Annotated in this window: 20 protein-coding genes; 6 read left to right on the forward strand and 14 right to left on the reverse strand. The window is 42.3% G+C overall.

Annotation, left to right across the window (positions count from 1 at the left end):
* Positions 1–4 precede the first annotated feature (4 nt).
* Positions 5–658 (forward strand): hypothetical protein, encoded by a 654-nt coding sequence (locus Q8J82_RS07350; RefSeq protein ID WP_305328039.1) that lies wholly within the window; start codon positions 5–7, stop codon positions 656–658.
* A gap of 93 nt (positions 659–751) precedes the next feature.
* Here Q8J82_RS07350 and Q8J82_RS07355 read toward each other — a convergent pair whose 3' ends face one another.
* Entirely contained in the window at positions 752–1996 is a 1245-nt protein-coding gene (locus Q8J82_RS07355; protein WP_305252636.1) for an adenylate/guanylate cyclase domain-containing protein, read from the reverse strand.
* Positions 1997–2197: 201 nt separating this feature from the next.
* On the opposite strand from Q8J82_RS07355, the gene Q8J82_RS07360 reads away from it, so the two are divergent.
* The 3 genes from Q8J82_RS07360 to Q8J82_RS07370 all read left to right on the forward strand — a co-directional run bounded on the left by Q8J82_RS07360 (position 2198) and on the right by Q8J82_RS07370 (position 5116).
* Positions 2198–2809 (forward strand): cysteine hydrolase family protein, encoded by a 612-nt coding sequence (locus tag Q8J82_RS07360; protein ID WP_304891507.1) that lies wholly within the window; start codon positions 2198–2200, stop codon positions 2807–2809.
* 294 nt (positions 2810–3103) lie between these two features.
* A complete protein-coding gene (locus tag Q8J82_RS07365) occupies positions 3104–4624 on the forward strand; it encodes an aldehyde dehydrogenase family protein (protein WP_304891508.1) in 1521 nt (506 codons plus the stop codon).
* Positions 4625–4738: 114 nt separating this feature from the next.
* A complete protein-coding gene (locus Q8J82_RS07370; protein WP_304891509.1) occupies positions 4739–5116 on the forward strand; it encodes a DUF779 domain-containing protein in 378 nt (125 codons plus the stop codon).
* Positions 5117–5143: 27 nt separating this feature from the next.
* Here the strand turns inward: Q8J82_RS07370 and Q8J82_RS07375 are convergent, their stop codons facing one another.
* The 11 genes from Q8J82_RS07375 to Q8J82_RS07425 form a co-directional block, all read right to left on the reverse strand.
* The gene (locus Q8J82_RS07375) at positions 5144–6655 is read right to left on the reverse strand and encodes an EAL domain-containing protein (RefSeq protein ID WP_305328040.1); all 1512 of its coding nucleotides are present in this window, start codon (positions 6653–6655) and stop codon (positions 5144–5146) included.
* A 1-nt stretch (position 6656) separates the two neighbouring features.
* The gene (locus tag Q8J82_RS07380) at positions 6657–7847 is read right to left on the reverse strand and encodes a CHASE4 domain-containing protein (protein WP_305328041.1); all 1191 of its coding nucleotides are present in this window, start codon (positions 7845–7847) and stop codon (positions 6657–6659) included.
* Between the two features lie 130 nt (positions 7848–7977).
* Positions 7978–8646, reverse strand: a complete 669-nt coding sequence (cheZ, locus tag Q8J82_RS07385) for a protein phosphatase CheZ (protein WP_305328042.1) — start codon at positions 8644–8646, stop codon at positions 7978–7980.
* 2 nt (positions 8647–8648) lie between these two features.
* Complete coding sequence (gene cheY / locus Q8J82_RS07390; RefSeq protein WP_304891286.1) at positions 8649–9047, reverse strand: chemotaxis response regulator CheY; 399 nt, start codon at positions 9045–9047, stop codon at positions 8649–8651.
* Between the two features lie 185 nt (positions 9048–9232).
* The gene (locus Q8J82_RS07395) at positions 9233–10303 is read right to left on the reverse strand and encodes a chemotaxis response regulator protein-glutamate methylesterase (protein WP_305328043.1); all 1071 of its coding nucleotides are present in this window, start codon (positions 10301–10303) and stop codon (positions 9233–9235) included.
* A gap of 129 nt (positions 10304–10432) precedes the next feature.
* The gene (gene cheD / locus Q8J82_RS07400; RefSeq protein WP_304891288.1) at positions 10433–11041 is read right to left on the reverse strand and encodes a chemoreceptor glutamine deamidase CheD; all 609 of its coding nucleotides are present in this window, start codon (positions 11039–11041) and stop codon (positions 10433–10435) included.
* Entirely contained in the window at positions 11038–11919 is an 882-nt protein-coding gene (locus Q8J82_RS07405; RefSeq protein WP_304891289.1) for a CheR family methyltransferase, read from the reverse strand. The genes cheD and Q8J82_RS07405 overlap by 4 nt, the downstream gene beginning before the upstream one ends.
* 212 nt (positions 11920–12131) lie before the next feature.
* Entirely contained in the window at positions 12132–12701 is a 570-nt protein-coding gene (fae, locus tag Q8J82_RS07410) for a formaldehyde-activating enzyme (RefSeq protein WP_304891290.1), read from the reverse strand.
* A 961-nt stretch (positions 12702–13662) separates the two neighbouring features.
* The gene (locus Q8J82_RS07415) at positions 13663–14913 is read right to left on the reverse strand and encodes an argininosuccinate synthase (protein WP_304908344.1); all 1251 of its coding nucleotides are present in this window, start codon (positions 14911–14913) and stop codon (positions 13663–13665) included.
* A 3-nt stretch (positions 14914–14916) separates the two neighbouring features.
* Positions 14917–15831 (reverse strand): ornithine carbamoyltransferase, encoded by a 915-nt coding sequence (argF, locus tag Q8J82_RS07420; RefSeq protein WP_304891664.1) that lies wholly within the window; start codon positions 15829–15831, stop codon positions 14917–14919.
* A gap of 111 nt (positions 15832–15942) precedes the next feature.
* Positions 15943–17124: an aspartate aminotransferase family protein gene (locus Q8J82_RS07425; RefSeq protein ID WP_305328044.1), complete on the reverse strand. Its 1182-nt coding sequence runs from the start codon at positions 17122–17124 to the stop codon at positions 15943–15945.
* 202 nt (positions 17125–17326) lie between these two features.
* Between Q8J82_RS07425 and Q8J82_RS07430 the strand changes: the two genes are divergently transcribed.
* Together Q8J82_RS07430 and Q8J82_RS07435 are read left to right on the forward strand one after the other, a co-directional pair.
* On the forward strand, positions 17327–18433 hold the full coding sequence (locus tag Q8J82_RS07430; protein ID WP_304891018.1) for an aromatic ring-hydroxylating dioxygenase subunit alpha: 1107 nt from the start codon (positions 17327–17329) through the stop codon (positions 18431–18433).
* A 9-nt stretch (positions 18434–18442) separates the two neighbouring features.
* Entirely contained in the window at positions 18443–19321 is an 879-nt protein-coding gene (locus tag Q8J82_RS07435; RefSeq protein WP_304891019.1) for a DMT family transporter, read from the forward strand.
* A gap of 30 nt (positions 19322–19351) precedes the next feature.
* Here Q8J82_RS07435 and Q8J82_RS07440 read toward each other — a convergent pair whose 3' ends face one another.
* Both Q8J82_RS07440 and Q8J82_RS07445 read right to left on the reverse strand, forming a co-directional pair.
* On the reverse strand, positions 19352–19990 hold the full coding sequence (locus tag Q8J82_RS07440) for a response regulator transcription factor (RefSeq protein WP_304891020.1): 639 nt from the start codon (positions 19988–19990) through the stop codon (positions 19352–19354).
* Positions 19991–20027: 37 nt separating this feature from the next.
* Complete coding sequence (locus tag Q8J82_RS07445; protein WP_305326708.1) at positions 20028–21401, reverse strand: histidine kinase; 1374 nt, start codon at positions 21399–21401, stop codon at positions 20028–20030.
* Positions 21402–21464: the final 63 nt, after the last annotated feature.

A 21464-nucleotide genomic window follows, 5' to 3' on the forward strand; every position in this document is an offset into this window, starting at 1 on the left:
ATCAATGAATCTATCTCGTGAAAAAGAAGCCGTCAGCGCTTACTTAAAGCTTTTGCAATCTAAAGGTGCTACAAGTAACGTACTGTATAAACGCTCGCTATTTTTAGATCAATTAAGCATAATTCTTGCTGATAAAGCTTTAGATACCCATGAATACAGTCGGGCTGTAGATGCTATTATGGAATCAATTCCAGCAGACGATTGGCACGTAAACCTAAATACTGCACGTGAGTTTTATCCATTTTGGATGAAAGATATCAAAGCGATTGCCGCTTTTAGCTTAAATTATGGTTTTGATGTCGAGGCAATTCAATGGAAACCTCTGGCGACTTCATTAAAATCATTAACGGATAGTCTGGAACATGAAAAATTTGACACCTCTGAAAACTGGCCATTAAAAGCCTATTCACAGGTCATGCGTTTTGAAGGCGCAGACCAGTCTTATGTAGATACGCGTATTAAATTAGCGAAAATTATATTGCTCCGCCTTCGCGATGCCCCCATAAAAAATCATAAATCTTACCGCACCGCCGCCGACCTTACCTTGCCCCTGTTTAAAATTCATGAAGCTAAAAAGCTATTTTTGTCAGTTGTACGTGAGTTTTATAATTTTTGGACTGGAAACCCGAATGCAGCAAGCATGCTTTTAAAAGAGTAGTAAAACATACCAGCAGAAACTCTTCTGGAATCTCTCGCCTGCAGCCTTTGAAAAGCTAAAAAGTTAATCGCTTACTTAGTTATTCAGGAACAGTTACTTACGTGCAAGTAAGAAAAATGTTTCCACGATACCTTTACCCTTCACATCTACGCTAAATTTTTCAGAAAAAAGGTAGGTATTTTTGATTAACTGCCGGGTTTCCTTTGTCACCTGGATAGCATTCGGCTTGCTGGTACTTTCCATGCGGCTCGCCAAATTAACGGTATCTCCCCACAAGTCATAGCTAAACTTAGCGCTACCTATCACGCCAGCAACCACTGGTCCGGTATGAATGCCAATACGCATATTTAAATCCAAGCCAGTTTTAATCGCAACTTCTTGTAAAGCAACTTTCATATCAAAAGCCATTTCAGCAATTCTGTGTGCATGATCATTACACGCTACGGGTGCTCCAGAAACCACCATATAGGCATCGCCTATAGTCTTAATCTTCTCTACCTGATATTTTTCTGCCAGCTGGTCAAACCTCAAAAATACCTGAGATAGCAAATCGATTAATTGCAAAGGCGGCATTTTTTCTGACATTTGTGTGAAATTGATTAAATCGGCGAACATGACGGTTACCGAATCATAGTGATCAGCAATGCGCATATCATTGGCTTTAAGCCGTTCAGCTATCGCTGCTGGCAAAATGTTCAGCAATAATTTTTCAGAGCGCGCCTGCTCTAATTCTAACGATATCATCACACGTTCTTTTTGCGCCTGAAAGTAACGTAACACCCCATACAAAATTGAGGCCGTGCCAGTAATATTCATCAAGAAAAAGGCATCTTTGACATTGCCAGGAATAGGCATGGCGTTACCAGCAAAATAATGATTGAGCTTCCATGAAATAAAAGCCAAACCAACAAACAACAAAAACCACGGCGTTGATTGGCGAGTACCCAAAATCATTAACGCGCCTACAGGCGACAATATGGCCCAGATTGCAACGCCACTTGAAGCTGCAAAGCCGCCGATGGCCCATTGCATGACGAATGGCATCACCAGCAACATGACTAGCTGAGTGAAGGTGAAATATTCGAAGCGTTTAAAGCGATAAAATAAAAATAAGCTGACATAAGAAATAATAAGGTACACATAGGGCACTGCCGCAATCACTGCGTAACCTTCACCCAGGCTAGATAACGTGAATATCCAGAAAATACAAACGAGGCTTTCTGCGATCACCAGCAAAGACATAATCGACCGGCCTAACGATTCAGGCGTAGGATTAGAGAACTTGCGCCAAAATTCACGCGTCAATACAGAGGAAGCCGGGACTGAAATTTCTGACATTTTTAAGTGGTATTTTATTTTGCTTTATTTATAGCTCAGCGATGTACTATAGCTCAAGATGAATGCTTTTTCTAGACCGCCGCAATAATAAGCATGGCGTTATGCTTGTTAATTGAACTAGTTAGGTACGAGCAATGACATACGTGTTTCATGCTTTATTTAAAAATCATTATTTATAAATCATTATAAGGAGTTTTTATTATGGCCACAGCTTCTCAAACACTGAGAGATATTACTGGTATGGGCTACCACCCGGCCAGTTTGAAAGACTCGGCACTGATTTTAATCGATATACAAAATACTTATCGGCAAGGCCTGATGCAGCTTACAAACGTTGAACCAGCCATTATTGAAGCACAAAAACTACTCAAAATCGCGCGTGAACTAAAAATACCCGTCATTCATATTCAACACGATGCTGGCGTGGGCACCCCTTATGACGTTTCTGCAGAAATCGGGGCGATTGCTCATGAAGTTGCACCAATTGCTGGCGAAAAAGTCATTATTAAAAATTACCCCAATGCTTTTATTCAGACATCATTAGATGCTGATCTAAAAGCACTTGGTATTCAAAATATCGTTCTGGCTGGGTTTATGACCCATATGTGCGTTAATTCAACCGCACACGGTGCATTTAATTTAGGTTATGCCGCCACTATCATTGCCAGCGCGACTGCTACCAGACCACTGATGAGTACAAATGGCAGAGTTTTAAGTGCTGAAGAAGTGCATCTGGGTGCGCTAGCTTCTACCCGAGATTTATACGCAGTTGTGCTAGATGACATTGACGCGCTATTAAATCAACCTAAATAGGTAAAGACCTAGTGAGCTAAGACAAGTCAGCTAAGACAAGCCAGAGAAGAGTAAGTCAGCTAATTTATATTAAATATAAGATATATAAAAAATATCACTGATGACCTAATTTTTGCTTGATTTGCTAGCCTCTAAGGTTTATTGTTGAGTTCGGGCTTATCTTCTAAACCCCTTTGTTTATAAGGGGTTTGCAAGTATAAGCTGGCTTTTAAACATAATAAAAACAGCAACGAAGTAATGCGGTTTTACAGATAGAAATACTATATTAACTACAGCAAAACTAGAGGAGTCAGCATGAGTTTAGATCTACTAAAAGGCCTTGGCGTTAAAATACCTTACAAAGCCAAATATGATAATTTTATTGGCGGCAAATGGGTAGCCCCAGTCAAAGGTGAATACTTCGATGTTATTTCGCCGATTACAGGTAAGCCTTACACACAAGCGGCACGCTCAAGTGCAGAAGATGTTGAACTCGCATTAGATGCGGCTCACGCCGCAGCTGACAAATGGGGTCGTACAGCACCAGGTGAGCGTGCTAACTTGATGCTTAAAATTGCTGATCGTATGGAGGCTAATCTTGAGCTTTTAGCAACGGCAGAAACAATCGATAACGGCAAACCAATTCGCGAAACAATGAATGCCGACATTCCGTTAGCGATTGACCATTTCCGCTATTTTGCTGGCTGTATGCGCGCTCAAGAAGGCAGCTTGAGCGAAATCGACGAGAATATGGTGGCTTACCATTTCCATGAGCCTATTGGCGTTGTTGGGCAAATTATTCCTTGGAATTTCCCTATCCTGATGGCCGCTTGGAAACTTGCTCCAGCAGTAGTTGCCGGTAACTGTGTGGTAATGAAACCTGCAGAATTTACGCCTGTTAGCTTATTGATTCTCATGGAAATTATCGCCGATATCTTACCTCCAGGTGTCATTAACGTAGTTAACGGCTATGGTCGTGAAGTAGGTGCTCCACTTGCTAACAGTCGTCGTATCGGCAAAATCGCATTTACCGGCTCCACTGTCACTGGCCGCGTCATTGCCCAGGCAGCTGCATCTAATTTAATTCCAGCCACGCTGGAATTAGGTGGTAAATCACCAAACGTGTTTTTTGAAGACATTGCTGATGCTGACGATGACTTCTTTGATAAAGCAGTTGAAGGTTTAGTATTGTTTGCCTTTAACCAAGGTGAGGTATGCACCAGCCCATCACGTGCGCTTATTCAGGAATCTATCTACGATAAGTTTATGGAACGCGTTTTACCGCGTGTTGCCGCAATTAAACAGGGCAACCCGCTAGACCCTAATACTATGATTGGTGCACAAGCCTCTCAGGATCAATTAAACAAGATTATGTCTTACATGGATATAGGCAGACAAGAAGGTGCGAAAGTGTTGATTGGTGGCGAGCGCAATGTGCTTGATGGCGCGTTTGCTGAAGGTTACTACATTCAGCCAACATTGCTTAAAGGCCATAACAAGATGCGCGTATTCCAAGAAGAGATTTTTGGCCCAGTGCTAGCTGTTACAACATTTAAAGACGAGGCTGAAGCCCTTGCAATCGCCAACGATACTGTGTTTGGTCTGGGTTCTGGCGTTTGGACTCGTGATGGCAGTCGTGCTTACCGCATGGGTCGCGGTATCAAAGCAGGCCGCGTATGGACTAACTGTTACCACGCCTACCCTGCGCATGCAGCATTCGGTGGCTACAAAGAGTCTGGTATCGGTCGTGAAACACACAAAATGATGTTAGACCATTACCAACAAACCAAGAACTTATTAGTAAGTTATAGTCCTAAAAAGCTAGGCTTCTTCTAAATATTGAAATATTAAATTAGCAGCGTAATATTTAGAAGCGTAATATTAAGAGGCGGTTTTCACCGCCTCTTAATTTTTAGCACTTTAATACCTTTGGAACGGGAGATTTAAGTAATGGCTGAACGTGTATCTGCAACCCCTGCCGCTATTGAGTTAATTCACAAACTTACCGCCCAACATGGTCCGATTCTATTTTTACAATCCGGCGGATGCTGTGAGGGAAGCGTTCCCTTATGTATGCCTGCCAATGAATTCAAACCTGGCGCTTCAGATGTAATCGTAGGTGAAATTGAAGGCGCGGTATTCTACATGGGACACAATCATTTTCAATTCTCAGAAAATACACACACCATATTAGATGCTATGCCAGGATCCAGCGGTTCATTTTCATTAGATTGTGGCACTGGCATGGCTTTTATTACGCGAGGACGCTTGTTTACCGACGACGAATTAAAAAGCCTTCCTCCAGTGATTACCTACGGTCTCAACTAAAAAAATTATGATTTAAATAATACCAATCTATTCAAACAACTCCGGCTTGGCAACGCCATAGCCCTGCGCGTAATCAACGCCTATCTCTTTCAATATATTGATAATTTCATTATTCTCGGCAAATTCAGCGATAGTATGTAAGCCCATCACATGACCCACATTATTTATGGACTCAACCATCGCACGGTCGATTTTATTATTAACAATCGCTTTAACAAACATACCGTCAATCTTAAGAAAATCCACTTCCAAATTTTTCAAATAAGCAAAAGAAGATAAACCACTACCAAAATCATCGAGTGAAAAACGGCAACCAATTTCACGCAAGGCATGCATAAATTGTCGCGCCTTGTTCAAATTAGCAATCACTGATGTCTCAGTAATTTCAAAGCAAATACGACTTGTATTTACCTTATGTAATTTAATCTGCTCAATGACATATTCAAGAAACCCTTCTTCAGACAATGTCTGGCCTGAAAGGTTAATAGCACATACATAAGGAAAACTGGCTCCTTTGCGTGCAATGATAGAAAGTGCTTCGCCTACTACCCAACGGTCAATTATAGGCATCAGGTGATAACGTTCTGCCGCAGGCAAGAAGTAGCCTGGCGGGTAATAGCTACCATCCATCGCCTGCATGCGAATCAAAAGCTCACAATGAAGCTCAGCGCCTGCTGTCAGGCTTTCCATACGCTGAATATATAAAACAAACTGTTTTTTCTCTAACCCTAGATGAATACGAGACACCCACTCAAGCTGGTTATTATGCTCTTTGATATCCTTGTCATCTGAACGATACACATGGATACGGTTACCGCCTTCTTCTTTTGCTGTATAGCAGGCAGAGTCTACTGTACTTAATAATTCACTTAATGTGAGGTTATGGCTTGGTGAAATTTCTGTCAGCCCGACACTGGCACCAATCTTGAATACTTTATCATCGAAAGTAAGACGATATTCTCTAACTACTTGTAGCAAGCCATCAATGATTTCATGGGCTTTATCTAAATCGCAACCCATTAATAGCAGTGCAAATTCATCACCACCCAAACGTGCTAGTGTATCAGAGCTACGCACTTTAGCTTTAATATGATTCGATAATTGTTTTAACAATACGTCGCCAGCCATATGACCACAGGTATCATTGACAATCTTAAACTGGTCCAAATCGATATAGGCGAGACAATGAACACGATTTTCTGTTGCCGCATCATCAATGGCTTCCTGTGTCTTACGGTCGAACTCATAGCGGTTGATGAGTCCCGTCAGCTGATCATGCCTAGCTTGAAACGATAATTGATTTGACAGGTTTCGCAGCATGGTGACATCATGCAGCACGGTAACGATAGCGAAGGTATTGCCGTCACTATCATATAACGGGGACGCCGACTTGCGAATAACGAACTCTTCCCCGTCCACGCGTACAAGCACCACCTCTTCCTGAGCACTATATGAATCTGTTAGCCACGTGCTGTTCACTGGTGTGGTTTTGTCCTCCGCCATCAAGCGAAATAATGACTGCAATGTCTTAGTCTTCACCTCACTTAAAATCCACACCAGTCAGTCGTTCTGCGGCTGCATTCATGTACAGCACAAAGCCAGCCTCATTGCTGGTAATCACCGCATCCGCAATACCTTCAAGTGTCACTTGGGCACGATCTTTTTCTAACTGCAATTCATATTGCGAATCTTCGATACGTTCCAGCATGCCATTGATACCATGAGACAAGCTCGCCAATTCATCTTGTCCGTTTAGCTTTCTCACACGCGCTTTTGTATTTGCTGACTCGCCAATACGTTTTACATCCTCACTCATACGTTCTAAGCGAAGCAAAACCATTCTATCGAAAATCCAGCTGATGCCGGCCAACATGAGGGCAATGATTGAAGTGGACCAAGACAGAAAGCTCAGGGTGTATTCACCTTGTGCAAATATTTCGCGGCCGCTCGATGTCGCTACAACAAGATTAGCATGTTCATCCACGCTCTTCATCATTGCGTAACCTGCTACTTGCGTGTCGCTTAAAGGCTTAACTACAACAGCATTATTTGCCAGTATTTGTTGCATATCAGCAAACCTGTCTTTTAACATCGGCTGAATCGTGAGCTTCGCGCCTATTATTTTTTCTACATGCGCTATCAGAGATTGGTCTAAATGGCGCACCATAATCAGTGTACCGCGGCGACGCAAGCCATTTCCACCGCTAGGCAACACATCAGTAGCAGAAACGATACAGATGCCCTCTGGTGTCCAGAAAAAACCCGACAAATGATCTTTAGATGGATCTAAAAACAAGCCACCTTTACTTACTGCTTGCTCTAATAGTTTTGGAATTGGCCACAACTTTCCAGTAGAAAAATCAAAGCCTCTTTTGTATATAGCCTCGCCCTCTGAATTTACGAGTACGATGGCCTTTACTTTAAGGTTAGCAAATGTTTCATTGGTGTAATTGGACTCGATATAGCGCGAATCTGGCTGCACCATGTATTGATAGGTGTCGTCCCAGCGCCCATACTCACTCACTATGCCGTCTAACTGCTGAGTCTGCTCTTTCAAAAGCGTGATCGCACTATTGACCTGAATGACAGTTTTGTTTGATTCTAGCTTGGAATAACCATCAAGCAACACCATTCTTGCAGCAAGAAATAATATTGTGAACAGCAGAATCATGCCTGCCGCTACAACCACCAACATCTTGACTCGCAGTCCTGTAAAGTGTTTTTCTGCCATTTAATTTACCAATGAGTGACTGTAATTAGTGAGACAAAACCGCCAGTCATCAGCGGGTTTAGCATATCTTTAATTTAATGAATTACTGACTAGTTCGTATATCGATGTTTAATTAATTGATGCTTAATAATTAGAAACCTAAACTATCAAGCAGATCATCCACCTGCTCCTGACTGGCCACCACATCCACAGCATTCGGGTCAATCTGCGGACCATTCATCAATACCGCATTTGTATCAGCCTCTTTTTTAGTGGAAGTAGGCGAAAAATCAATCAATACTTGTACCAGCTGCTTTTCCAACTCTTGCGCGAGTCCAGTAATTTTTTTAATTACCTGTCCCGTCAAATCCTGGAAATCCTGAGCCATCATAATATCCATCAACAGCGCTTTGGTTTCAGTGGTATTTTTTCCAGTCAAGGTTAAAAATGCCAACGTTTCATCGGCAACCTGGTTATATTCGGTTTTTAATGAAGGCTTAACTATTGCTTCATTCCAGCGCTGCTCAAGTGTCATGGCTACAGCAGCCAATTCGGTTTGTAAAGGAATCGCCGCGTCGGTAGCATTCAGTACACGCTCTGCAGCTTGCTCTGTCATGCGCGCTACATAGGCAAGGCGATCGCGAGCATCTGGAATATCCGTGGCCACCTGTTCCAGTATCTTTTCTAATCCTAATCCCCGTAAACTGTCATGCAGCGTTCTCGTAACATGGCCAATCCGGTTAAGCATCTCATCATTAGGATTCATTGCTGGCATAGATTCAACTTTTATCACCTGTTGCTGTAAAGACTCGCTATTCATCACTAAGCCCCCGCTTTTTCAAGCTTCTCAAATATTTTAGATAACTTCTCATCCAAAGTAGCCGCTGTAAATGGTTTAACTACATATCCATTAGCGCCTGCCTGAGCAGCTGCGATGATATTTTCTTTTTTAGCTTCTGCTGTCACCATCAACACTGGGATTTTCGCCAATTCCGCATCAGCACGAATATGCTGTAATAAGGTCAGACCATCCATGTTAGGCATATTCCAGTCTGAAACAACAAACTCAAAACCGCCACCTTTCAATTTGCCTAGGGCGACTACGCCATCTTCTGCCTCATCAACATTGGTATAGCCCAGCTCTTTAAGCAGGTTACGCACTATTCTGCGCATGGTAGAAAAATCATCTACCACAAGAAATTTAGTATTTGGGTTAGCCATGCATTACTCCATTAAAAATAGTCGTTCTTAGAATTCGAAATCAGCATCGAATACATCAAATGACTCATTCTGATTCTTTCATCGTTGATTATTGCTTACTTTGCCTCAAGTTTTATTCGAGATTAGCGGCACAAAAGCTTCGCTTTTCTAAGCTACACACGCAATGCGCGAGCACACTTTCATGGCTACACTCGCAAAGCGCGAGCGCTATTTGCCACTAAATAATTCAGCACCAGCTTTGGCAGATCATTCAAATGCGCCACTTCATGAACCCCGCCATGCGCTACAGCTTCCTTAGGCATGCCATATACCACGCAACTTTCCTCATTTTGTGCAAAGTTATAAGCACCTGCATTTTTCATTTGCGCCATTCCTGCAGCGCCATCCTTGCCCATTCCAGTTAAAATTACACCGATAACATTTTTGCCTGCATACTCAGCGGCCGATTCAAATAAAACATCTACAGAAGGTTTATGGCGATTCACAGGTGGAGCATCACTCAACTGAGTCACATAATTGGCACCACTTTTAGCGAGTAAAAGATGTTTATCCCCTGGCGCGATATAGGCATGTCCAGGCAAGATACGCTCGCCACCTGCGGCTTCTTTTACAGAAATCTGACACAGCGAATCCAGTCGGTTTGCAAAAGATTTAGTAAAGCCGGCTGGCATATGCTGTGTAATCAAAATGCCTGGGCAGTCTGATGGCATCTGCAATAAAAATGATTTAATCGCCTCAGTACCACCTGTCGAAGCACCAATAATGAGTAATTTCTCACTACTCACTAAGGGGTTGCGTAATAGAACTGGCGATACATTGCCATTCTCTGGCGTTGCATGGCGTGATACTCTAGAAATTCTGGCTTGAGAAGCGGCAAGAATCTTATCTGCAATAATATCGGTATATTCACGCATACCATCAGAAATAGACATTTTAGGCTTGGTCACAAAATCAATCGCCCCAAGCTCAAGTGCACGCATAGTGATTTCTGAACCGCGCTCAGTCAAAGTTGAGACCATCACAACTGGCATCGGCCGAAGGCGCATTAACTTTTCCAAGAAGTCCAGGCCATCCATCTTCGGCATTTCCACATCCAAAGTCAGCACATCCGGGTTAAGCTGTTTAATCATGTCGCGCGCAATCAGTGGGTCTGGCGCGGCACCAATGACTTCCATATCAGGCTGACTGTTAATAATCTCGGTTAACAGACTACGAATCAATGCCGAGTCATCAATGACCAGTACTTTAATTTTCATTTTATTATTCTCCCAACGCATGAATTTCAATGAGCACACAAGGAAATGCAAGACGAATGGCTGCAGATATAACAATCAGTTCAGCGAAGCCAGTCAACATAGTATTCATATGAGCACTCATACAATTCATCAAAACAAATCGATTTCACCGCCTACATCACTGACTTTCAGTTTGCTTGCATAAGCCTCTTCGCGTTTGACTAATGTGTCGTTGTGCATATTTTTCAACTTTTTAACCAGCACCCTGCCTGTTTTTGGGAAGTAGTAAACTTTTCTAGGATAAATATCCAGCAGGTCCTCACTAGTCACTCGAATACGCTCTTCTTTTAAAAACTTGCGCACGAATATAGCGTTACGATCACCTACATTCATCGTTGTAAAGCTTTTCAGTACATTCCCACCGCCAAAAATCTTGGCTTCCAGATTCTCACGGCGTGCGCCATTACGCAGTAACTGGTTAATCAATACTTCCATTGCATAAGTGCCGTAACGCATAGATTCTGAAACCGGGCTGTCTTTATCGGCAGCTGCGCTATCTGGCAGCATAAAGTGATTCATGCCGCCAATGCCTGTAATCGTGTCGCGTATACAGGCAGAAACACAAGAACCCAGCACCGTGACAATGACCATGTCTTTATCGGTGAAATAGTATTCACCCGGTGATATTTTGGCCGCATTGCAATCAAAAGTACGGTCAAAGTAGAGCGTGGTAGAAACTTCTTCTTGTAACATACTCATACAATTCTTTCTTTAACCTGATTTGAAGTGCGTTTAGTATTTTTACCATCGCTTAATTCATATACAGTTTTCCCACGCAGATGAAAATCATTCGATACATAAAGGAAGTTTTCTGAATGTCCGGCAAACAATAAAGCATGCGCTTTCATCAACGGCACAAAGTGACTTAAGATTTTGGATTGCGTAGGTTTGTCAAAATAAATCATCACATTTCTGCAAAAAATCACATCAAACTGATCATTTAATGACCACTGTTCATCCAGTAAATTTAGCTGATCAAAAGTGATTAAACTGCGTAATTCGTTGCGTACACGCACTGAACCTTCATGTGCGCCTGTGCCCTTCTGAAAGAAACGTCTACGACGCTCGTCTGACAATTTGCTTACTCTCTCATACGGATATACGCCTCGAGCAGCAGTTGCTAATACATTGGTGTCAATATCCGTTGCTATAATTTCAACTGGCGGCTTCATGGTGCCAAACGCTTCGCAAGCTGTCATGGCGATGGTATAGGGCTCCTCACCGGTAGAAGCAGCAGAACACCAAATGCGTATAGGTTTTTTTAGATTAACAAGGTGCTCGGCAAGTATGGGAAAATGGTGTTCTTCACGAAAAAATGATGTGAGATTTGTAGTCAGCGCATTAGTGAATGCCTCCCACTCAACCGGGCTATTCTCACTTTCAAGATTATCAAGATAAGTCTTGAATGAATCAAAGCCGACTGTACGCAAACGACGGCCAATACGGCTATAAACCATATCAGACTTTGCTTCTGACAATGAAATACCTGCGTGTTGATAAATGAGTTTACGGACTCTGGAGAAATCATTTGGGGTGAAATCGAATTCACGTTCCTCCTGGCGTTTTTCTGTTAGCATCTTTTATCACCATATAATCGTAGAGACCACTTCGCTAGCGTCACAAAACGAATCCCATAAGGCTTTTAGCCCTACCGTGTTAATAATTCGAAAATAGCTGTCTTCAGAAAACAGCAAAGCAATTCCAGCACTTAATACATAAGCTTTTTCTCACTAGGAAGTAGCGTGATATCTACCGCGTTACTTCCTATGCATATAATAGAAAATTGTCGCTAATCTGTTGCTCTTCTTTTTTTCGATTCAGCATCTTTAACTGCAAACGGATGTATCGACTCTTTATAAGTCTTAAGTAATTCGGCAGCTTTTGGCTCGCGTGCAACCGCGCTTTTAATAGCCTGCTTAGTCGCTCTATAGTTCCATTCCTGCACCCTGTCATCCATGTCCGCTTTATGACAAATGAACACACCTACGCAAATAAATACGTCATCGGCTTCCTCAACCGGAATGGTGCCATCAGCCACACAGTCCATCACTGCCATGGCAATGCCACGCTGAGCCGGACCAAACATTTGCGTAGACTGTTTACTATTTCTAATGGTTACTTTGTTGAACATCACAGTATTAGGCTTCACCATCATGTTTGGAGCGACGATAGCCAGCAAGCCATTCACACCTTCTTTTTGGTCAGTTAAAGTGCGGCAAAATGCATCTTCAGCGGCACTGCCGCGCGGCCCCATAATAAGATCAATATGCGCTACGTTTTTCAAATCTAAACCACTACCATCTGGACGATCTTCAATTACTAATGCTTCACCAATTAAAACACGATCAATAACAGCCATTTTTATTCTCCTGAATATCAAAACTTACTGCTTATAGAATCAGCATCGCCAGTCAGCTTTGCTGTTGGTTTGCAAGATAAAAAGCATCTGCAATAAAATCATTATGCTCCAATTTGCAGTCTATTTTGATATAAAACCATCATATCTAATGTCAGTATCTGCAAAGGTATTGTCATCACTTTTTTGAAATTTCATCAATTGCAAAATTTTCAAAAACTACAGACATTTAATACTTATAACAGCACAACTAACGCTCCTTGTTTACATGTTGAATTATGTAGGCAGCGCAATCATTCGAATCTATTGAATAAACAGGTAAAAACCGTTTAAATCTCTGATGTCTGAAATCATATAGCCATGAACTTCAGGGTGGGAAAGAAACACTAAACTTGAAATGACTAGTAAAGCTTGTCCAAGCTCAATGAATAGTGTGTGCATCATATGACTAGCAAGGCCCATCAAATCGTCTTGACAAATGTGCCAATTTTTTTACGTGAATTTTTAAAATCAAAACATACCTTGAGTACTCACCGTGCATATAATCAATGTGGCGAATATCCCGCATGTCACAAGAATGGCATATATCGTTTTAATAAAGTAATCCATGAACAACCTCCCAATATTGTTGGTAGTCAACTTAGCTTTTCACCAATTAAAAATTAGCGAATCACGTAAAAGTGTTATCGGCAATAAATATGAATACTTAAGTATTTTTTAGATTTTTTAGGAAATGGTATATGAACATAGCGTTACCAATATATTTAACACCATACTTAGTATTCGACAGGGGTTTTAAGTCATCATTTAGGTATTTGAAACATGTTCAAATTTGAAGGGAAGAGTAAAATCACTTTCAACATTTTCACTCCGCTGCAAATAACTTTAGTGAGATTACTTTGAGCGCACAAAAACAAAAAAGGGGCAGTTCATATCTGCCCCTTCTTCTTACTTACTATTTTTCTTACTGCCTATTTTTCAAATTTGCCGCTATTCGCAGCCTTAAAGCATTAAGCTTAATAAATCCGCCTGCATCTTTTTGATCGTATGCACCTTTATCGTCTTCGAAAGTAGCAATCGTAGAATCGAACAATGAATTTGTCTTGCTATCACGCCCCGTTACAATCACGTTGCCTTTGTACAACTTAACGCGCACCCAGCCGTTAACAACTGTTTGTGTATGGTCTATCAATGTTTGAATTGCGATACGTTCTGGACTCCACCAGTAACCGTTATAAATCATGCTGGCATAACGTGGCATTAAATCATCTTTTAAATGCGCCACTTCGCGGTCTAAAGTAATTGATTCAATCGCACGGTGTGCTTTGAGCATAATCGTGCCGCCCGGTGTTTCATAACAGCCACGTGATTTCATGCCCACGTAGCGATTTTCAACTAAATCCAACCTACCGATACCATGCTTGCCACCGATTTTATTCAGATGAGCCAATAGCTCATGAGGCTTCATCGCCTCGCCATTCAAACTGACAGGGTCACCATTCACATATTCAATATCCAAATATTCCGCCGCATCAGGAGCCTTCTCCGGACTCACACTCCAACGCCACATCGATTCTTCAGCTTCTGCAGCCGGGTCTTCTAAATGACGGCCTTCATAAGAAATATGTAACAAGTTAGCGTCCATACTGTATGGGCTGCCACCTTGCTTATGTTTCATGTCCACAGGAATACCATGCGTTTCTGCATAGGCCATAAGCTTTTCACGGCTTAATAAATCCCATTCACGCCATGGTGCAATAATATGAATATTTGGATTTAGCGCATAAGCACCCAGCTCAAAACGTACCTGGTCATTACCTTTACCGGTTGCACCGTGTGAAATGGCATCTGCGTTAGTTTCACGTGCAATTTCAATTAAGCGTTTTGCGATTAAAGGGCGTGCAATTGAAGTGCCTAACAAGTACTCACCTTCATATACTGTATTTGCACGAAACATTGGAAATACAAAGTCACGCACGAACTCTTCACGCACATCATCGATATAAATATCTTGTTCTTTTACGCCGGCAGCTTTGGCTTTTGCACGCGCTGGCTCCAACTCTTCGCCCTGACCTAAATCAGCTGTAAATGTGACGATTTCACATTGATACTCATCTTGCAGCCATTTTAAAATGACAGATGTATCTAAACCGCCTGAATAGGCTAATACAACCTTCTTAATTTCTTTTTTTCCGTTTTTATTTACAGTACTCATTGCTTAAATTTTTCCTAATAATAAATATTCCATTAATGCTTTTTGAACATGCAATCGGTTTTCAGCTTCATCCCACACCACAGATTGCCCGCCATCTATAACCTCTGCAGCCACTTCCTCTCCACGGTGTGCGGGTAAGCAGTGCATGAATAGCGCATCTTTTGCCGCAACACGCATCATGTCGGCATCCACTTGCCAATCAGCAAAATCGCGCAAACGCTCTTCATTCTCAGCCTCAAAACCCATGCTGGTCCATACGTCCGTGGTCACTAAATCCGCACCCTTTGCGGCCTCCATGGGATCAGCGAACTCTTCATAATGATCATGGCCATACAGATTGGCGCGTTCAGCTTCAACCTCGTAGCCTGGCGGGGTAGAAACATGTACATTAAAATCAAGTACCTCTGCCGCTTGTAGCCATGTGTTGCACACATTGTTACTATCACCAATCCATGCCACCGTTTTGCCCTGAATCGAACCGCGATGTTCGATGAACGTAAATATATCCGCCAAAATCTGGCATGGATGATATTCATTCGTTAAGCCATTAATGACAGGGACTCGAGAATTAGCCGCAAATCGCTCGATAATTTCTTGCTCGTAGGTACGAATCATCACGACATCACTCATACGTGAAATGACTTGTGCCGCATCCTCTACAGGTTCACCCCGGCCTAATTGTGAATCACGCGTATTCAAATAGATGGCAGAGCCGCCAAGCTGCTGCATGCCAGCCTCAAACGAAAGTCTGGTGCGAGTACTGGCTTTTTCAAAAATCATCACCAATGTGCGGTCTTGCAACGGCCAATATTGTTGATAAGCCTTGAACTGACTTTTAATTAATCGCGTACGTTCAAACACATATTCGAGTTCGTCACGATTTAAATCATTGAATTGTAAAAAATGTTTTATTGCCATAATGTTTACCGCACTGGTTTTTATTGCTTTAGATTTCTAAGCTTCAATTTTAATCAAATTACCTAACTTGCCTTATGCTAATTATTGTACTGCCATTTATCGGCAATATAACTAGTTGTTTAAGAAAGTCTTAATCAGCGCAGCTAATCGGCGAACCAACTCATTCGCTTCAGCCTCATTCATGATTAATGGCGGCAACAAACGCACCACTTTATCCGCTGTTACATTAATCAACAGTTTTGCTTCCAGAGCCATTTTCACCAAATCACCACATGGTCTATCCAGCTCAATCCCTATCATTAATCCTGCATTACGAATGACCGTTACGCCTTTAATATCTTTAAACTCAGCTTCAAAACCTGCACGGATCAGATTGCCTATTTTTTCGGAATTTTCGCGCAAACCTTCTTCTTCAATAATGCACAAAGTTGCTAAACCAGCCGCAGTAGCTAATGGATTGCCGCCAAAAGTTGAGCCATGCTTACCATAGGTAAACACCTCCGCTGCTTTACCACTGGCTACACAAGCCCCAATCGGCACACCTGAACCTAAACCTTTGGCTAAAGTCATGACATCCGGCTTGATGCTGGTATGCTGAAATGCGAACCAGGTACCAGTGCGGCCAATACCTGTTTGGACTTCATCTAGCATTAGCAGCCAGCCATTTGCATCGCAAATTTCGCGCAAAGTTTCCAAGTAAGCACCTGCGTCTTTGGGAATGTTAATGCCACCTTCGCCTTGTACTGGCTCGACCAGAATGGCGACAACATTAGAGTTGCGTGAAGCCACTTGTTTAACAGCTTCAATATCGTCAAATGGAACGCGGATAAATCCACTCACTAGCGGCTCAAAGCCTGCTTGCACCTTACGGTTTCCCGTAGCTGAAAGCGTTGCCATGGTTCGGCCATGAAATGACTTATCCATCACAATGATTTCAGGTGTTTTTATGCCTTTATTATGTCCATAAAGGCGTGCCAGCTTAATTGCAGCTTCGTTAGCTTCACAACCAGAATTGCAAAAAAACACTTTATCCATGCCTGAAATTTCGCACAACTTATCCGCCAAAGCAGCTTGCTCAGCAATGTTATAAATATTAGAAACATGGATGAGCTTGGCAGCTTGCTCGCTTATGACTTTCACCAGCTTCGGGTGCGCATGACCCAAGCCATTCACAGCCACACCTGCAAGTGCATCTAAATATTTTTCACCTTTGTCGTCCCACAGCCAAATTCCCTCGCCTTTTGCAAAAGTAACTGGTTGGCGCATATAAGTATTCATTAAGTGATTTGACATAGAGGTTTACTGTGTATTTTTATGTGGAATTTAAAATTAAGCTTATCCTTGCGAGAGTAGCCGAAAACCTTGGTATTGGCAAGTTTTAGCAAGTAAAACTAGGCTGCTAATACCAATAAATATTACAATTATCACTTGAAAAAAATGGGAATTTAAGCAAAAATCGCCTCCCATTTAAATTTTTATATGCCTCGCGTTATTTATGGCTGCCAAGCCCTCACTTCCCCTTCAACACACACCACAAGCACAGTTACCTCCTGCCTGGTATGTCGACCCAAACATTTATACGTTAGAAGAATTGCATTTATTTCCTCAAGCGTCTCATTACCTTGGTCATGCTTTGATGGTGCCTAATATAGGCGATTATCATGTATTAGACTGGACAGGTAGTGCAAAAAGCCTAATTCATCAACAAGATGGAATAAGCGCGATAAGTAATGTATGCAGACATAGGCAAGCCATTATGCTTAAAGGTAGAGGACACACCAAAAATATTGCATGCCCCTTACATCGCTGGACTTACGATCTTGAAGGCAAGTTATTAGGTGCACCGCATTTTGATAAAAACCCCTGCTTACACTTACAACAAAAATCTCTGCAAAACTGGCAGGGATTACTGTTTGATAGTAAACGCAACATCGCACAAGATTTAGTCAACGTTGGATGTAAACATGACTTTAATTTTACCGACTATATGCTTGATCGCATAATGGTTGAAGAATACAACTTCAATTGGAAAACCTTTATTGAGGTCTATTTAGAAGACTATCACGTAGGTCCTTTCCATCCCGGGCTCAATCAGTTTGTAGATTGCAATGCGCTAAACTGGGAATTCGGTGCTGAATATAGCGTGCAAACAGTAGGCTTTAAGCAATCTCTAACTAAATCCGGCTCACCTGCATATCAACAATGGCAACAACAAGTCGCAAAGTATCATGCGGGAAATACGCCAAAATATGGTGCGATTTGGATGGTCTATTACCCGTTTCTGATGATTGAATGGTACCCTCACGTATTAGTAGTATCACATATCATTCCACGCGGTGTAGATGCATGTAGCAATGTGGTTGAATTTTACTACCCTGAAGACATCGTTCTGTTTGAGCGAGAATACGCCAGAGCACAACAAATTGCATACAATGAAACGGCAGAGGAAGATAATGAAATCTGTCAGCGCATGCACGATGGTCGACGCGCTTTATTCACGCAAGGCATTGATGAACGCGGCCCTTACCAACACCCAATGGAGTCTGGTCTTGAACACTTTCACCTATGGTATCGTAACCAACTTGAACAATACCTTGGTTAAACATTCATTTTGAAGCTTTCGAACTTACCACCACTCAACCCAAAACTTCCTAATTTAGGTAGTTTATGGATGTTAGTTGCCGCCCTGGGTTTTGCCATCATGGGCGCCTTAGTTAAAGTTGGCGCTCAAAAGTTTAGTGGTGGCGAGCTTGTTTTTTACCGCTCAATATTTGGGTTGTTGGTCATATGGCTCTATATTGCAGCAAATAAATTACCATTAGCCACGCCTGTTATGTACAAGCAAATGTCGCGTGCGCTGGTTGGGTTCGCCTCCCTTGTTCTTTTTTTCTATGCAATTGCACATTTACCTCTAGCTACGGCAATTACACTTAACTATACATCACCTTTATTTTTGGCTGTTTTCACACCTTTTTTGCTCCATGAAAAACCTAAAAAAACCTTATTCATTAGCCTGATTATTGGTTTTTTCGGCGTTAGCCTGTTACTTAAACCCAGTTTTAATAGTGCTGACTGGCTGGCTGGCAGCCTAGGTTTACTCTCTGGCGTCGGGGCTGCTTTGGCTTATGTCCATGTAAAACAATTAGGCAAAGCCAATGAACCAGACTGGCGCACGGTGTTCTATTTCACTCTTATCTCTACGATAGGTGCTGGCTTGTGGATGCTTTTTGCCAGTTTTCATCAAGTTGAATGGCAGGATTTACCTGTTTTATTAGGTCTAGGGCTATCTGCCACCATTGCACAATTAGCGATGACGCGCGCCTACCGGACTGGCAATACGCTTGTTGTGGCTAGTTTAGCGTATGTCACAGTCTTGCTGGCAAGCTTATTCGGGGTTATATGGTGGCAAGAGCACTTGAGCTTTGATGCGTGGATTGCAATCGCTTTAATTATTCTGAGTGGTGTAATTAGCATCCGCGCCACACCATGAATAATGGCGGCATATATTAAGCTACATCAATTAGGCATCCAGCAATCCGCTACGCATCGCAATCAGCGCGATTTCAGCGGAATTATTTGCATTGAGTTTTTGTTTGATATTGTAAAGATGCGTGCCTACAGTACGCGGACTTAAAAACAAAGTTTCAGCAATTTCATTAGTTGTTTTACCTTTTGCCAGTGCCATAAATACTTCAAATTCGCGCGGGGAAAGCACATCTACGGGGTTTTGGTCACCCGACAACTGCTGTATTGCCATTTGTTGCGCAACACTAGCCTCTAAGTATTTTTTTCCTGTCGCCACGACACGAATCGCTTTAATCATTTCTTCTGCCGCACTGCGCTTGGTTAAATAACCCATTGCGCCTGCGTTTAATACACGTTTGGGATGTACTGAATCTTCATGCGCTGACAGCACCAAAATTTTAGCCGAACTGTCTTTAGCCAAAATGCGTTCAATTGCTTCTAATCCGCCAATACCTGGCATAGTAATGTCCATCACTACCACGTGCGGCCTGTGTTCCATAAATCGCTGAATAGCTTGCTCGCCACTTTCAGCCTCGGCAACCACTTTAATATCTGCATCCGACTCTAGCAGCATTTTGAATCCCATGCGGACTACCGCGTGGTCATCCACCAGCATCACGTTTATTAAACTCATTATATTGTGTCCATTGTCAAAATTTAAGCGCGTAAATCTATGTGTTTACTGCTTGCGGAATATTAATATAGAGAGCAGTTCCAAGATTCGGTTCAGAAACTAAATTAAAACTACCATGAAAACCCTGCACTCGCTCACGCATCCCAAGTAAACCAAAATGCTGTGACTGATCCACCGCCTCTATGTCCATACCGACTCCGTCATCTTTAATTGTAAGCGAAATAGTCACCAACTTGGACTTGCTTGCATCTGCCAGTTTATTTGCATCTGATAACACAGTAAGTTTAATATCAATCGTATTCGCCCGCGCATGCTTTAGCGCATTATTAATGGCTTCTTGCACAATGCGGTAAATATTGATGTTGAGCGTTTCTCCAAGCTGATCAACCCCCCCTTCCAAGCTTAAGTTAATCTTCATTTCCGGATGCAAATTTTGCCAGTAATTTACCGCATCACACAACGTTTCCGAGAGACCAAGATTATCTAGCGCCCCAGGGCGCAATTTACGAACAATGTTGTGCATGCCGTCATAAATTTGGTTAGCTGCTGACACAATAGTTTGTGCGTTATTTGCAATGTCAGGCGATTTTTCTCTAGTTTTGTTCACAATTGCCACGGCAAAGGTTTTAATCGCAGTGACGTATTGCCCAAGTTCATCATGCAACTCTCTGGCCAAACTACGGCGCTCATCTTCAATATGGCTCTGAATAAGCTGGGTGAGCTGGCGATTTTCTTCTAACTGCCGCTCTGCAGCAAGCGACTCTGCCATGCGGTTTAGGCTATGTCCTATGCGGTCGAATTCTGGCAGTTTGAACGCAGGTAAACGCGTACTTAAATCGCCGCGCTCCATGCGATTGATAGACGCCAAAATACGATTAACAGGTCTAAGCGAATGGCTCAGCAGTGCATAAACCATTACATTCAATAATACGAAGAAAACTAAACCCACCCACATCAGCTGGCTAAATCCTGACCAAGCTTCGCGAATTGAACCAGCCGCACTGGACGACACAATTAAAGTGCCATAACGAAATTTACGTTCAACGATTTCCGTTTTTGGCTCAACCAACTTAGCAAACCACACAGGTGGATACACATCACTTTTGAATGTAGATGCTGGAGACTCGTAAAGCACTTCGCCACGCATATCGTAAAGCGCAATATGGCTACTGCGCACATACCCGAGAGATTGCAAAAAACTTTGCAACACTTTATGAGTTGGACCATATTCAGGGTTAAGAGCGGAGCTAACAATCACAGTATCCAACAACTGCACCGTCACGCGACTGGCGGCTTCTACCCGCTCACGAATTGAAGTTTGAGTTTCATTTACCAATATCGTACCAACCACCAATATAAAAGCTAAGGATAGCAACGTAATCAATAAATTTAGACGGAATTTTAAGCTCATGTGCATAAAGGGGCTAGATTGTAACGGGCGATGTTGTCATGACAAGTTAACATGTGTAGAGTT

This window comes from Methylotenera sp. (assembly GCF_030684185.1).
In the GTDB taxonomy this organism is placed as follows: Bacteria; Pseudomonadota; Gammaproteobacteria; order Burkholderiales; family Methylophilaceae; genus Methylotenera.